The sequence below is a fragment of the Cupriavidus sp. 05L310 genome (assembly GCF_056398185.1).
Window position 1 is genome coordinate 53,209 of the sequence record NZ_JBFTOX010000029.1, and the last position, 12,493, is coordinate 65,701.

The 12,493-nt window shown below is 66.6% G+C and carries 12 protein-coding genes; 4 read left to right on the top strand and 8 right to left on the bottom strand.

What is annotated here, in order from left to right:
- Positions 1 to 76 precede the first annotated feature (76 nt).
- The 4 genes from AC1DS6_RS21460 to gtdA all read right to left on the bottom strand — a co-directional run bounded on the left by AC1DS6_RS21460 (position 77) and on the right by gtdA (position 3,835).
- Complete coding sequence (locus AC1DS6_RS21460) at positions 77 to 1,285, bottom strand: 3-hydroxybenzoate 6-monooxygenase (protein ID WP_441629058.1); 1,209 nt, start codon at positions 1,283 to 1,285, stop codon at positions 77 to 79.
- 57 nt (positions 1,286 to 1,342) lie between these two features.
- Positions 1,343 to 1,987 carry a maleylacetoacetate isomerase gene (gene maiA, locus AC1DS6_RS21465; protein ID WP_035864331.1) on the bottom strand — a complete coding sequence of 215 codons (645 nt, stop codon included), beginning with the start codon at positions 1,985 to 1,987 and terminating at the stop codon, positions 1,343 to 1,345.
- Positions 1,988 to 2,010: 23 nt separating this feature from the next.
- On the bottom strand, positions 2,011 to 2,709 hold the full coding sequence (locus AC1DS6_RS21470; RefSeq protein ID WP_441629062.1) for a fumarylacetoacetate hydrolase family protein: 699 nt from the start codon (positions 2,707 to 2,709) through the stop codon (positions 2,011 to 2,013).
- A 79-nt stretch (positions 2,710 to 2,788) separates the two neighbouring features.
- The gene (gene gtdA / locus AC1DS6_RS21475; protein WP_441629064.1) at positions 2,789 to 3,835 is read right to left on the bottom strand and encodes a gentisate 1,2-dioxygenase; all 1,047 of its coding nucleotides are present in this window, start codon (positions 3,833 to 3,835) and stop codon (positions 2,789 to 2,791) included.
- Between the two features lie 162 nt (positions 3,836 to 3,997).
- Between gtdA and AC1DS6_RS21480 the strand changes: the two genes are divergently transcribed.
- A complete protein-coding gene (locus tag AC1DS6_RS21480; protein WP_477103031.1) occupies positions 3,998 to 4,942 on the top strand; it encodes a LysR substrate-binding domain-containing protein in 945 nt (314 codons plus the stop codon).
- 10 nt (positions 4,943 to 4,952) lie between these two features.
- On the opposite strand, the gene AC1DS6_RS21485 is transcribed toward AC1DS6_RS21480, so the two are convergent.
- The gene (locus AC1DS6_RS21485; RefSeq protein WP_477103032.1) at positions 4,953 to 6,665 is read right to left on the bottom strand and encodes an ABC-F family ATP-binding cassette domain-containing protein; all 1,713 of its coding nucleotides are present in this window, start codon (positions 6,663 to 6,665) and stop codon (positions 4,953 to 4,955) included.
- A gap of 391 nt (positions 6,666 to 7,056) precedes the next feature.
- On the opposite strand from AC1DS6_RS21485, the gene AC1DS6_RS21490 reads away from it, so the two are divergent.
- The 3 genes from AC1DS6_RS21490 to AC1DS6_RS21500 all read left to right on the top strand — a co-directional run bounded on the left by AC1DS6_RS21490 (position 7,057) and on the right by AC1DS6_RS21500 (position 9,497).
- Positions 7,057 to 7,614: a hypothetical protein gene (locus AC1DS6_RS21490; RefSeq protein WP_477103033.1), complete on the top strand. Its 558-nt coding sequence runs from the start codon at positions 7,057 to 7,059 to the stop codon at positions 7,612 to 7,614.
- Between the two features lie 276 nt (positions 7,615 to 7,890).
- Positions 7,891 to 8,184, top strand: a complete 294-nt coding sequence (locus AC1DS6_RS21495) for a helix-turn-helix domain-containing protein (protein ID WP_441629072.1) — start codon at positions 7,891 to 7,893, stop codon at positions 8,182 to 8,184.
- Positions 8,184 to 9,497 (top strand): HipA domain-containing protein, encoded by a 1,314-nt coding sequence (locus AC1DS6_RS21500; RefSeq protein WP_477103034.1) that lies wholly within the window; start codon positions 8,184 to 8,186, stop codon positions 9,495 to 9,497. Before AC1DS6_RS21495 ends, AC1DS6_RS21500 begins: the two co-directional genes overlap by 1 nt.
- A gap of 128 nt (positions 9,498 to 9,625) precedes the next feature.
- Here AC1DS6_RS21500 and AC1DS6_RS21505 read toward each other — a convergent pair whose 3' ends face one another.
- The 3 genes from AC1DS6_RS21505 to AC1DS6_RS21515 all read right to left on the bottom strand — a co-directional run bounded on the left by AC1DS6_RS21505 (position 9,626) and on the right by AC1DS6_RS21515 (position 12,464).
- The gene (locus AC1DS6_RS21505; RefSeq protein WP_477103035.1) at positions 9,626 to 10,576 is read right to left on the bottom strand and encodes a cation diffusion facilitator family transporter; all 951 of its coding nucleotides are present in this window, start codon (positions 10,574 to 10,576) and stop codon (positions 9,626 to 9,628) included.
- Between the two features lie 193 nt (positions 10,577 to 10,769).
- Positions 10,770 to 11,621 carry a universal stress protein gene (locus tag AC1DS6_RS21510; RefSeq protein WP_477103036.1) on the bottom strand — a complete coding sequence of 284 codons (852 nt, stop codon included), beginning with the start codon at positions 11,619 to 11,621 and terminating at the stop codon, positions 10,770 to 10,772.
- A 123-nt stretch (positions 11,622 to 11,744) separates the two neighbouring features.
- Entirely contained in the window at positions 11,745 to 12,464 is a 720-nt protein-coding gene (locus AC1DS6_RS21515; RefSeq protein ID WP_441629080.1) for a cobalt-precorrin-7 (C(5))-methyltransferase, read from the bottom strand.
- Positions 12,465 to 12,493: the final 29 nt, after the last annotated feature.

The window sequence follows — 12,493 nt, forward strand, 5'->3', positions numbered from 1 at the left end:
CGGCCGATTTGCTGTCGGCTCGCCCTTGGTGGCCTTCCCGGCCTTCTCTGGCTTTCTCCGGCTTTCGTAGCCGGCTCTACCGCGCCCCTCGCAGGCAGTCCTCGGCACGCCAGCCGTGCAGCCATTGCAGCGCGTCGTAGAACTGCTCCTGCGTCCGTCCCACCCACAGCGAATTGCGAACCAGCCGCTCCACGCCCTTGGCGTGGTAGAGCCGGCCCATCTCGCGGGCGGAGTACAGCACCCGTGCCGTGCGCGGGATGCGCACCTTCTCGTACAGCGCGAAGGCCGCCTCGAAGTCGCCGTCGCTGGCCTCGATGGCCGCGCCCAGCGTGACGGCATCCTCCAGCGCCTGGCAGGCGCCCTGCGCGAGGTACTGCGTCATCGGGTGCGCGGCATCGCCCAGGATGGTGGCGCGGCCAAAGCTCCAGCGCTCGACCGGATCGCGGTCCGCGGTGGCCCAGCGCCGCCAAGAGCTCGGCCGGTCCAGCATCTGGTGCGGACGGGCATGGATCCCTTCGAAGTACGACAGCACTTCTTCCTTGCTGCCATCGCGCACGCCCCACACTTCCTGCTCGCGGCTATGGAAGGTGACCACGAGGTTGTACTGCTCGCCCCCGCGTAGCGGGTAATGCACGAGATGGCAGTTGGGGCCGGCCCATACCACCGGCGCGTTGATCCGCAGGTCGGCAGGCATGTCGGCCACGTCGACCACGGCGCGGTACACCACGTGCCCGGTCACGCGCGGCTCGTCGCCCAGCAAAGCCTGGCGCACCGCCGATTTCACGCCGTCGCAGCCAATCACCGCGTCGGCCTGGTGCCGCTCGCCGTGCTGGTCGATCACGGTGACGCCGCGCTCGTCCTGCTCCAGCGCGCACACCGTGGTCGCGGTGCGGAACTGGATCAGCGGGTGATCCTGCACGGCTTCCAGTATCGACAGGTGGATGTCGGCGCGATGGATCACGGCATAGGGATTGCCGAAGCGCTCGCGGTAACGCGCGCCCACGTCCACCTTGGCCACTTCGGTGGCATCGATGGCGTCCATCATCATCAGGTAGTCGGTAAAGACCGAGCGCTTGCGCGCGGCTTCGCCCACGCCCAGCGCATCGAGCGCGGCAAAGGCGTTGGCGCCGAGCTGGATGCCGGCGCCGATCTCGCCGATTTTCTCCGCCTGCTCCAGCAATTCGACGCCGATGCCCTGCCGGGCCAGCGCCAGCGCGGCGGCCAGGCCGCCTATGCCGCCGCCCACGACGATCACCTTGCGGTCCGTGCTGCGAATGGTATTCATGATGGTCTCCTTGGGTGCGCGCGTCGGGACAAAAACGCCCTGGGGCACCCCATTCGGTTAGCGCGCCGTGTAGTCCGGCTGCCGCTGAGGTTCTGCCTGCCGGAAGGCCCGGTGCTCGCTGGCATGGCGGTACACCGCCATGGCCCGCTCGAAGCCGCTGGTATCGCAGCCCATGCGCTGCGCGTTGGCGATCTGCGGCACCAGGCAGCAGTCGGCCAGCGTGGGCGCCGCCCCGAAGCACCACGGGCCGCGCCCGTGCTGCGCGAGCAGCCGCTCCACCGCGCCCAGCCCTTCATCGACCCAGTGCCGGTACCAGGCGTCTTTCTGCTCCGGCGATACCCCGAGCGTGTCTTGCAGGTAACGCAGGATGCGCATGTTGTTCACCGGATGGATGTCGCAGGCGATCACGTTGGCCAGTTCCAGCACCCGGGCGCGCAGTTCAGGCTCTCGCGGGATGAGTCGCGGCTCCGGGTGGTGGGCATCGAGATAGTCGATGATCGCCATCGACTGGCCGAGGTGGAAATCGCCGTCGACCAGCGCCGGCACCACGGCAGACGGGTTGATCGCGGCCACGTAGTCCGCGGCGCGATGCTCGCCGACGCGAATATTGACCGGGTGGTAGTCGTAAGGCAGGCCCTTCAGGGCCAGCGCGATGCGCACGCGGTACGAAGTGGAACTGTTGAAGAAGCTATAGATCTGCACGGCGCAGCCCTCGCAAAGATGAATCAGGCCACCCGCACCGACAATTCGCCAAGGCGCTCCACACCGGCGACCATCAGGTCGCCCGGCTTGACGGCCCCGACTCCCTCGGGCGTGCCGGTGTAGATCAGGTCGCCCGGTTCCAGGCGGAAGTACTTCGACAGATCGGCAACGGTCTCGGCCACCGACCAGATCAGGTGCGTTACGTCGCTGCGCTGCTTGTCGGCGCCATTGACAGTCAGCCAGATCGCGCCCTGCGCGAAATGCCCGGCGGCGCTGGCCGGATGGATCGGGCCGATCGGCGCCGAGGCGTCGAAGGCCTTGCCGATTTCCCAGGGGCGGCCCATCTCGCGCATCTTCATCTGCAGGTCGCGGCGGGTCATGTCCAGGCCCACGGCATAGCCCCACACGTGTTCCAGCGCCTGTTCCAGCGGAATATCCGAACCGCCCTTGCCGATGGCGACGACCAGTTCGGCTTCATAGTGGTAGTTGGCGGTCTGCGCCGGATAGGGCAGCGTCAGGGTCTCGCCATAAGCTACCGGAATCACCGCGTCGGCAGGCTTGCAGAAGAAGAACGGCGGCTCGCGATCGGGATCGAAGCCCATCTCGCGGGCATGCGCCGCGTAGTTGCGGCCCACACAGTAGACGCGGCGCACGGGAAACTGGTCGCTGCTGCCCACGACCGGAATGGCCACGGTAGCGGGAGGTGCAATAACGAAAGACATGGGAAACCCTCACACGGAAAGAATGGATGAAGCCTTGCAGGGCGGGCACGCGCCGCGTTCCGCCCCCGGGCAAAAAAGATCAGGTGCGTTCTTCGCGCAGCAGGTTGAGCGCGGACAGCACCGGACGATCGGAATAGCTGAACAGCACCGTGTCCCCGACCGAAGCCAGTTGCACGGGCTGCCAGGACGGCACCACGAAGGTGTCGCGCGGCTCGAACTGGAACTGCGCTTCGCCGATGCGCACGGTGCCGCGCCCCTCCACCACCGAATAGACGGTGGCGTCGGTGCTGCGATAGGTCTTGCCCTGGAAGCCGGCCGGCAGGTACTGCATGAAGGTCGCCATGGTCGGCATCGGCCAGCCGCCGGTTGCCGGGTTCACGTAGCGCAGCTTCACGCCGTCCCAGGCATCGAGTTCGCCATTGCGGTAGAGCTGGTCCAGTGCCTCGCGGCTGCGGGCGTACGGGTAGCTGAAGATTGGCGAAGTGGGATCGGTGACGCGGTGGCGCACCGGCAGCATGTTGTGGCCGAAGCGGGCAAAGCTGTCGCCCTCGGGACGCAGCACCGGCTGCGAGGCTTCGGGATAGTTTTCGGCAAACCCGGCGTCCAGGTGCTGCAGCAGCGGGATATCCAGCCCGTCGAGCCAGACTACCGGCTCGCCGCCGTCGGCCACGGCTGGGTTGCCGTGGTCGTGCCACGTCCACGATGGCGTGATGATGAAATCGCCTGGATGCATGGTGGTGCGCTCGCCGTTGACGGCGGTCCAGGCGCCGCAGCCTTCCACGATAAAGCGCAATGCGGACTGCGTGTGGCGATGGCTGGGGGCGATCTCGCCGGGCAGGATCAGTTGCAGTCCGGCATAGAGGGTGGACGTGATGCTCGACTTGCCGGGCAGACCGGGATTCTCCAGCACCAGCACGCGGCGCACGGCCTCTTCCGCGCTGATGACCTCGCCAGCCTGCATCACCAGCGGACGGATCTCGGCGTACTTCCAGATCGCCGGCTGCGCCTGCGGGCGCGGCTCGCGCGGCACCAGCGCGTGCAGCGATTCCCACAGGGGGGCGAGATGGTTGCGGCCGATGCGGCCGTAGTACGCCGAGCGATCCGCGTTCTTGCTTGCGTCTGACATGCTTGTCTCCGGGTCCTTCGCCCTGCGGGGCGGGGAGCAGCCACGGCGGGCTGCGGGCTGTGGGCTTCGATGGAAGATTTATACGCCTGGAGATATACCTTGTAAAATAACAAATTCCTCTTATCCATATCGATATGGATATAGCTCAAAGGGAATACCCTGATGGATTGGACCCAGCGCCTCCGGTTGCGCAACTTGCAAATGCTGCTCAGCCTGGCCCAGACCGGCAATATGAGCCAGACCGCCGTGGCGCTCAGCACCACGCAGCCGGCCCTGTCGAAATGGCTCAAGGAACTCGAAGACGATATCGGCCTGCCGCTGTTCGAGCGCCACGCACGCGGGCTGCGTCCGACGCCCTACGGCGAATCGATGATTGCGCACGCCAGGCGCATCGAGGCGCACCTGGATAGCGCCCGCGACGACATGCAGGCCATGCGCGAAGGCGGCGCCGGCCTGGTCGTGATCGGCACCTCGGGCGCCTCTGCCGCCGATACCGTGCCGCTTGCCGTCACCTCCCTGCTGCAGCGCCTGCCGAAAGCCCAGGTCCGGCTGGTGGAAAGCACGATGAACCTGCTGATGGCGCAACTGGCGCGGGGCGAGGCCGACATCGTGGTGGGACGCTCCGCCCCGGAACTGCAAGACGGGCAGATGCGCACCGAGGCGCTTTACATGGAGCCGATCCATTTCGTGACGCGCCCGCGCCACCCGCTGTTCGAACTGGCCGAGCCCGCCTGGAGCGATCTGCGTGCCTACCGGTGGATCGTCTGGCCGCGCGGCACGCCCATCCGCAACACGCTGGAATCGGCGCTGAACGCGGCTGGCGAGAGCATGCCCGGCGACTGCGTGGAGTCGAACTCGGTCATCCTCAACCTGACCTTGCTCAACCACAGCAATATGGTCGGCGTGGCCTCGCACCGGACCGCGCGCCGCCTGGAACAGCTCGGCGCCCTGCGCATCCTGCCCTTGCGCCTTGCCGGCTTCGGCTCGGTGTCGATGTACTGGCGCGACGATGGCTTCGGCCGCACCGCCGTGAGCGCCGCGCTCGACGCCTTGCGGCGCGCGGCGGTCCGCTCGGTCGACGAACACCCTGGCGACGCGGGCAACTGACGCCGGCGCCTCAGCCGCAAGGCACCAGCCGCCACTCCCCGCCGTGCCAGGCCAACCGATGTGTCAGCCGTAGCGCATCGAGAAAGCGCTGGTCGTGCGACACCACCAGGATGGCGCCCGGATAGGCGCTCAAGGCCTGTTCCAGCGCGCGCACCGAATCGATGTCGAGGTGGTTGGTCGGCTCGTCGAGCAGTAGCAACCGGGCCGGACTCCCCGCCCACAACGCGCACGCTAGCGCCGCCTTCAGGCGTTCCCCGCCACTCAACGCACCCGAGAGTTGCCGCACCAGCCCGGCGCCAAGGCCGAGCAAGGACAGGTGACTGCGCAGCACGCCCTCCGGCAAGGGACTGTCCAGCTCCCGCAGCCGCTCCAGCACCGACTGGCCAGGCGGCAGCAGCGAAGCCGCGTGCTGGTCGAGCCAGGCGCTGGGGACACCTGTCGTGCAACTGCCGGAAACGGGCCCGCACATACCGGCCAGCATGTTCAGCAGCGTCGTCTTGCCGCTGCCATTCGGGCCGGTGACAGCTACCCGCACCGGCCCCGACAGCGTCAGGCTGAGCGGGTGCGCGCCAGCCGGGAACGGCGCGACGGCTTTGTCCAGGTGCACCACGCGCTTGCCGGCGGCAACCACCGCGCCCGGCAGCATCAGTGCCACAGGCGGGCCCGGTTCGGTGCGCTGCGCGGCTTGCATGACGGCTTCGTCCAGCGCCGCGCGGGCTTCCTGCTGGCGCCGCTGTTCGCGGCCGGAATATGCCTGCGCGCCATCCTTGAGCCGGCTGAGGTAGATACCGGGCAGGTTAGCCGTCTTGCCCACGCGGTCGTTGCGGGCGGCGCGGCGCTGGTGGGCATCGTGCTGGCGCCGCTGGTCGCGCAGGGCCAAGCTCCTGCTGGCGCGCGCATGGTCAAGCGCGGCCTGCGCGGCGGCGGCTTCGGCATCCCGTTGCGCCGCGTACAGCGTGTAGTTGCCGCCGTAGTGCCGCAAGCCCTCTGGCGTCAGCGCCGCGATGTGCGTCATCTCTTCCAGCAATTCGCGGTCGTGGCTGACCACTACCAGGCCGCCGCGCCATTGCCGCAACTGCTCGCGCAGCCAATGCCGGGCGACAAGATCGAGGTGGTTGCTGGGCTCGTCCAGCACCAGGCCATCGGCACCGGAAAGAAAAGCACCAACCAGCGCCACGCGGGTGAGTTCGCCGCCGCTGAGGCTGCTGGCAGGCCGCTCCGGCTCCAGGTGGCCCAGGCCGGCTGCCTCGCAGGCCAGCCGCAGCTTGTCGCGCAGATCCCAGCGTCCCTCCAGCAGATCGAAGTCCGGCCCACCTGCCTCGCCGCGCTCAAGCCGCGCGAGCGCGTCGAAGGCCGGCGTCAGGCCGGCCACGTCCGCCAGCGTTGCGCCGTCGGCCGGTCTGCCGTCTTGCGGCACATAGGCCACCGTGCCGCTGCGGACCACGCGCCCGGCATCCGGCGCGACAAGGCCCGCCATGACTTTTGCCAGCACGCTCTTGCCGGTGCCGTTGCGACCCACCAGGCCGATGTGCCCGGCATGGAAGGTGTCGCTGAGGTCGTCCAGCAGAACCCGCCCGTCGGGCAGCGCCACGGTGACATGGCGCAGCGACAGCGAGAACGCCGGGGATGAGTTCGAATTGGAGTTCGAATTGGAACCAGTAGGGAAACCGCCGGACGGCGGCGCGCAGAATACCGCGAACGGCATCGATGTGAAGTCAGTCATGCAAGCTCCAGGCAATACGGATAACGCGTCCGGAACCCGAGGGGCTCGACAGGCGCGACCAGTCTTGAAGTGGGCTTACAGGATCATTTGGCGTTGACTCCGGTGATGATGGGGGATGTGACCGGTCAGGCCCTGGCCGAGTTCCCTCGTCCTGCGCCAGCTAGTACCGGACAAGGTAAAGCCCTCTACTTTTACAGCACTTTTCGGCCTGGATAACACAGGGCACCTGGCAGGCTGGCCCGGCAAGCCGCCGCCTTCCTGCCTTTGCCGGCTTTGCATGCCGCAGACGCTTCCCTCGCCCACCCTTTCGTGCACAGCAATGCGCCATTGCACTTGCTTGTCATGACAAGTATTTACGCCCACTGTGGAGGTGAACAAGCAGGAGTCAACCATGAACACCCACTTCGTCTGGCACTACACCACCGCGACCCATTTGCCGACGATTGCCCAGTCCAGCGCACTGATCCCGACTGCGCAGCCCTTCGCCTCCGCCGCGGCCAAGGTGCTTTGGTTCTCGCGGCAACAGCAGTGGGAACCCTCGGCAGCCAATATCGAATGGAAACGCCGCGACGTTTTTTGTCACCGTGCCAGGAACGATGCCGGTTCGTCGCACGGTCTGTACCGGTTTGGCCTGCCCGGCTCGGATGGCCGGCTGCTGCCCTGGCCTACAGTGACGCGGGTAGCGGGGATCGGCGTGCCCGAGGCGATGGTCATGGTCGCCAACGGTATCCGCGCAGGGGCAAACCCCACGGACTGGCTGGGTACGTTGTCGGCCATCCCGCTTGCCGAACTGCGTTTCCAGGCCTGGAACGGCGAGAAGTGGACGGACGCGGACCTGCATGAATATGAACTCGCGGCGCGGCATGCGAGTGCCGCCGGGACGCAGGCGATCCCTCTCAGGGGCATAGATCTCGCTGCTCGCCGGGGCGCGGCACCCGACCTGCATTGAGAAATGATGCCAACCGATACGAAGCGAGACAGGAGGGCCACCATGTTTCAGCCGCCTCGCATGCCTCATCAGGCACGATAGTTTCCGTTTGCGGAAACTATCGTGCCTTGTCACCATCATCACCTATAGTTTCGCTAAACGGAAACTATATTGACTTTGGCCGTCATCAATCCTATTGTTTCCATATACGGAAACAATGAGCCCGGTTTCACTTCGCATGACGCTTGTTTCCGTAAGACGAAACAATCCCCCAGAAGCCAGGAAGTCTCAAACCCTATGCCGCGCCAGCTGCCAACCTCCCTGCCCCCTCCCCAGCCGCAAATCTCCAGTCTTGGCGAACTCGGCGCGCTCGTCCGTCATCGCCGGCTCAAGCAGAAGCTCAGGATCGACGACGCGGCGAGCTTTTGCGGCGTATCGGCGAATCTTCTGTCGCGGCTGGAAAATGGCCGCCCGGTCCAGACCGACAAGCTCCTGCTCGTCCTTTCCGGACTGGGCCTTGGCATGATCCTGGGACCGAAGGCGGCCACCGCGGATATCGAGATTTCCGCCAGCGCTTTCGAGGGTGCCTGATGGCAACGCACTCGCTCCGCGTTTTCGATGGTGCCGAGCTGGTGGGAGCCGTCCAGTATGACGCGCTGGAAGACAGTTTCTCGTTTGCCTATGACGAGGCCTGGCGTTCGGCCGCGCATCGCTACCCACTCTCGCCAGCCATCCCCTTCGATAGGCCAGCCAGTTCGGCAAGTCTCAGGCGCTTTATTGAGAACCTGCTTCCCGAAGGGCGGGCACTGGACATCGCCTCGGTCTACGGGCAAGTCTCGAAGAACAACGTCTACGGCCTGATCCGCCAGCTTGGCGGGGAAACTGCGGGGGCACTCAGCTTTCATGCCGACGCCCCGCCGCCAGCGCAAGCGCCACAGCTGCGCGAGATCTCCGCCGCTGAACTGAACCAGCGCATCCGCGACCGGGAGCAAGTGCCTTTCACCGTCTGGGATGGCCGGGTTCGCCTGTCCATCGCCGGCTACCAGGACAAACTGGCCGTCTTCATGGACGGGGAGCGCATCTACCTGGCCGACGGGGCCGGCGTCGCGTCCACCCACATCGTCAAGCCCGAGCCGGTCCATGACTCGGCCAGCTGCATGGTGGCAAACGAACACTTCTGCATGACGCTGGCCGGCCGCCTGGGCTTGCCCGTGGCGCCTGTGTCGATACTCCGCATCCCCAGCCCGGTCCTGCTGGTCACGCGCTTTGACCGCGTGAAGGAAAGCGGCATCGTCAGGCGCCTGCATATCGTCGATGCATGCCAGGCGCTGGATCTTCCGGTGAGCTACAAATACGAACGGAATTTCGGCGCCGCCAGGGACGTTGCGGCGATCCGCGACGGCGTCAGCTTCGCACGGTTGTTTTCATTGCGAGAGAAAACGGTCGACCAGGCCGTCGCCCAGCGCATCATGCTGCAATGGGCGATTTTCCAGTTCCTGATCGGCAACAGCGACGCGCACGGGAAGAACTTCTCGTTCTTCTGCACGCGAGCCGGGCTGACGCCCACGCCCTTCTACGACCTGGTCTCCGTGGTCCAGTACGATCAGTTCCTGCATGACCTTGCGATGGCGATCGGCGATGCGTTCGACATGGCGGAGGCCACGCCCTATGCCTTCGCGGATTTCATGTCACGCATCGGCATCCGCAGGCCGACCGCCGTGCGGACCATGACAAGCCTGGCGCGCGCCGCTGCCGCGCAGGCCGCCGGGCAAGCGGAGGATCCGGTGTATGTCGGTGAAGAGCGTGACATGGTGCGCTCGATCGTCGCCCTGGTCCGGCGCCAGGCCGACCGCCTCATCGATATGGCGCCGAAGATACTGGCGGTCGACGCAGCCTTGCTGTAGGCCTAGGCGCTCCGGCTTTGCCAGACTCCGCCGCACAGGCAACAGCCCGTCTTTTGTCCCCCATCTTTATTTCCTCTCGCGGTCAGGTCTTTGTCTTCATTTCCTGGAACCGGAGGCGCGGCGGCCAGTCATGCCGCGCCCTGCCGGACCGGCCCCGCGGCTGGCAGCGGCACCACCGGGACCGGGTCGACATGGGTCATCACATTCAACACGCCGCGCACTTCCAGCGCGCGCCGGCGCGCCTCCACGGCAACGCGGTGTCCGGCTTCCACGGTCATTGCGCCATCGATCTCAAGGTGCACATCCGCAAGGATGAAGTCGCCCATCTTGCGTGTCTTCAGGTCATGCAGGCCCTGCACGCCTGGCGTGGCAGCCATGGCCTGCCGGATCGCCTCGACGGTCTGCTCGTCCACGGCGCGATCCATCAGGTCGTGCAGCGCGTCGCGGGAAAACGTCCAGCCCATCCTTGTGACCATCAGGCCAACCACCAGCGCCGCTACGGGATCGAGCATGTGGTAGCCGAGCATATTGCCGCCAATGCCGACCGCGACCACCAGCGACGAAGCCGCATCCGAGCGCGCATGCCACGCATTGGCAACCAGCATGCTGGAGCGCACGCGCTCGGCTACGGCGAGCATGTAGCGGAACAACAGCTCCTTTGCCGCCAGCGCGCCCAATGCCACCCACAGGGCGATGGGCTTGACCGGCAGCACCAACTCCGGTTGCTCGAGCTTTTGCACGGCCGACCACAGCATGCCGGCGCCGACCGCGAGCAGCAGCACGCCGATCGCCAGCGACGCGGCCGTCTCGAAACGCTGGTGGCCATAGTGGTGATCGGCGTCCGCGCCCTTGCTGCTATGGTGGCTGGCAAACAGCACCACGAAATCCGAGACCAGGTCGGACAACGAGTGGATGGCATCGGCAATCAACGCCTGCGAGCCGGCGAACAGGCCGGCCAACAGTTGCATGCAGGTCAGCAGGATGTTGACCGCCACGCTCACCCACGTGCTGCGTCGCGCAGCCTGCGCCTTGGCCGGAGCGTCCTCGCCGGATGCTTCGTCTATCGTATCGACTTCCATCGATTTCTCTCTATGGCGTTGGGCGTTGGGGGCATTGGGGGCATTGGGGGCATTGGGGGCGTGGGGCTCGGGCGATCTCGCTTCGCGTGGCAGCCAGCCAGGGTGGCACCTGGCCGCAGCAATCCATATGCGGCCAAATGCTATATCAATTTACCTATTGATGCCGCGGGCAGCCCTCAACACCGCTGGCCCGTCAGTGCGACATCAGCAACGGAATTTCGGCATGGCGCATCAGCGTGCGCGTGGTGCCGCCCGTTACCAGCTCGCGCAAGCGTGCGTGGCCATAGCCACCCGCCACCAGCAGATCGGCCCCCAGGTGGCGCACGGCTTCCAGCAGCAGCCGGCCCACCCGGTCGCTGCCTTGCACGGCATGCATGACAGCGGTGATGCCGTGCCGCGCCAGATGATCGCGCAGGCCTGCGTGCGCGCCGGGGACATCGGGCATACCGTGGGTGCCTGTCCGATCATGCGTGCTCGACGCCGAAACCACCGTGACACGCCGCGCCTGGCGCAGCAGGGGCATTGCATCCGCCACCGCGCGGGCAGCCTCCCGTCCGCCGTCCCAGGCGATGGCCACATGCTCGCAAGTCAGGCGGCGCGCGCCAGGCGGCACCAGCAACACCGGCCGGCCGGCGTTGAGCATCACATACTCGGCAGTCTGCGCCACCAGCACGGGGACGGATTCCGGGCCGGGCGGGCGGGCCAGGACAACCAGGTCGGCCATCCGCCCCTGTTGGGCCAGGGCCCAGCCGGGCTCGTCCTCGATGAGCCGGTGCGTGAAGCCCACGCCCGGCGCCGCCTCGTGCATGGCACGATGGAAAGCGGCGCTGGCTTCGGCGCCCTGCGCCAGCAACTGGCGCCTGGCCAGTTCGGCGTAGCGCCCGGCCTCGTCGCCCGCGCCCCGGAAAGGCTCAAGCCGCATGCCGGTGGCTGTCACGCCGATCACATGGCCCGCGGAGCGCTGCGCCAGCCTGGCGGCAAGGCCGACGCGATCCGCACAGCCAGCGTCGGCGCCGAGTTCGACCAGCACGGTCTTGAAATCCATGGTGTTTTCCCTCCGTTCCAGGGACGTCCGCGAACGCGCGGAGACGTTGTCCGACCATCCGGAATGGACTCTACTCCGTGTGCCGTGCAGCGCAAGCGGGCGATGCGCGGGTGTTGCGGCAGATCAAGTTTTCTCCTGCCCCGAGTCCCCCTGCGCCGGGGTGCGCCGTGGCTCAATCTGGCTGGGCATCGGCGCCAGGCTGCGGATCAGCATGATGCTCATGTCGCTGAACGCCTGCGTGCATTGCGCCAGCGTGCCCCGCCACGCGGCATCTGCCAGCGTCAGGTTCTCCCACACCTCGACCGGGTGCGCCGGCGCAACGCCCTGGGCCACCAGCCAGGCGGCGATGTCCCTGGGCATGAAATCCCAGGGACGTGGAATGACGATGGCATTGCGCTGGTCCGCCAGCACATGCAGGAGATGGCGCTTGAACGGATCCAGGTCGCCGCGCCGGTGGAACGTCAGGAAGGTGGTTTCGTCGAAACAAACCTTGCCGCGCGCGGCCAGCACCTGGGCGGCGGAAATGCCAGGTACGGTTTCCACCGGATGGCCGCAAGCCCGCTCCACCCGCTCCAGGTACTGGAAGCCGCTGAAGTGCATGTCGCCCATGAACAGCACCACGCAGCGGCGGCCGGCATGATGCTCGGCCGCAACCCAGTCGAGCCGCTCGACCTGGTCCTGGTAGCCCATGGTGACAATCCGGGCATTCGGCGGCACCAGCGGCCGTATGACCTCGATGACCGTATCGAATCCGGCCACGATGTCGGCGCCGAGGATGAGGTCCGCTACGCCAAGGGTGAGGAAGTCAAGGTGCCCGGGACCTACGCCGGCGCAGATGATCATGGGAAATTCCGGTTCGATGGGAACGGCAC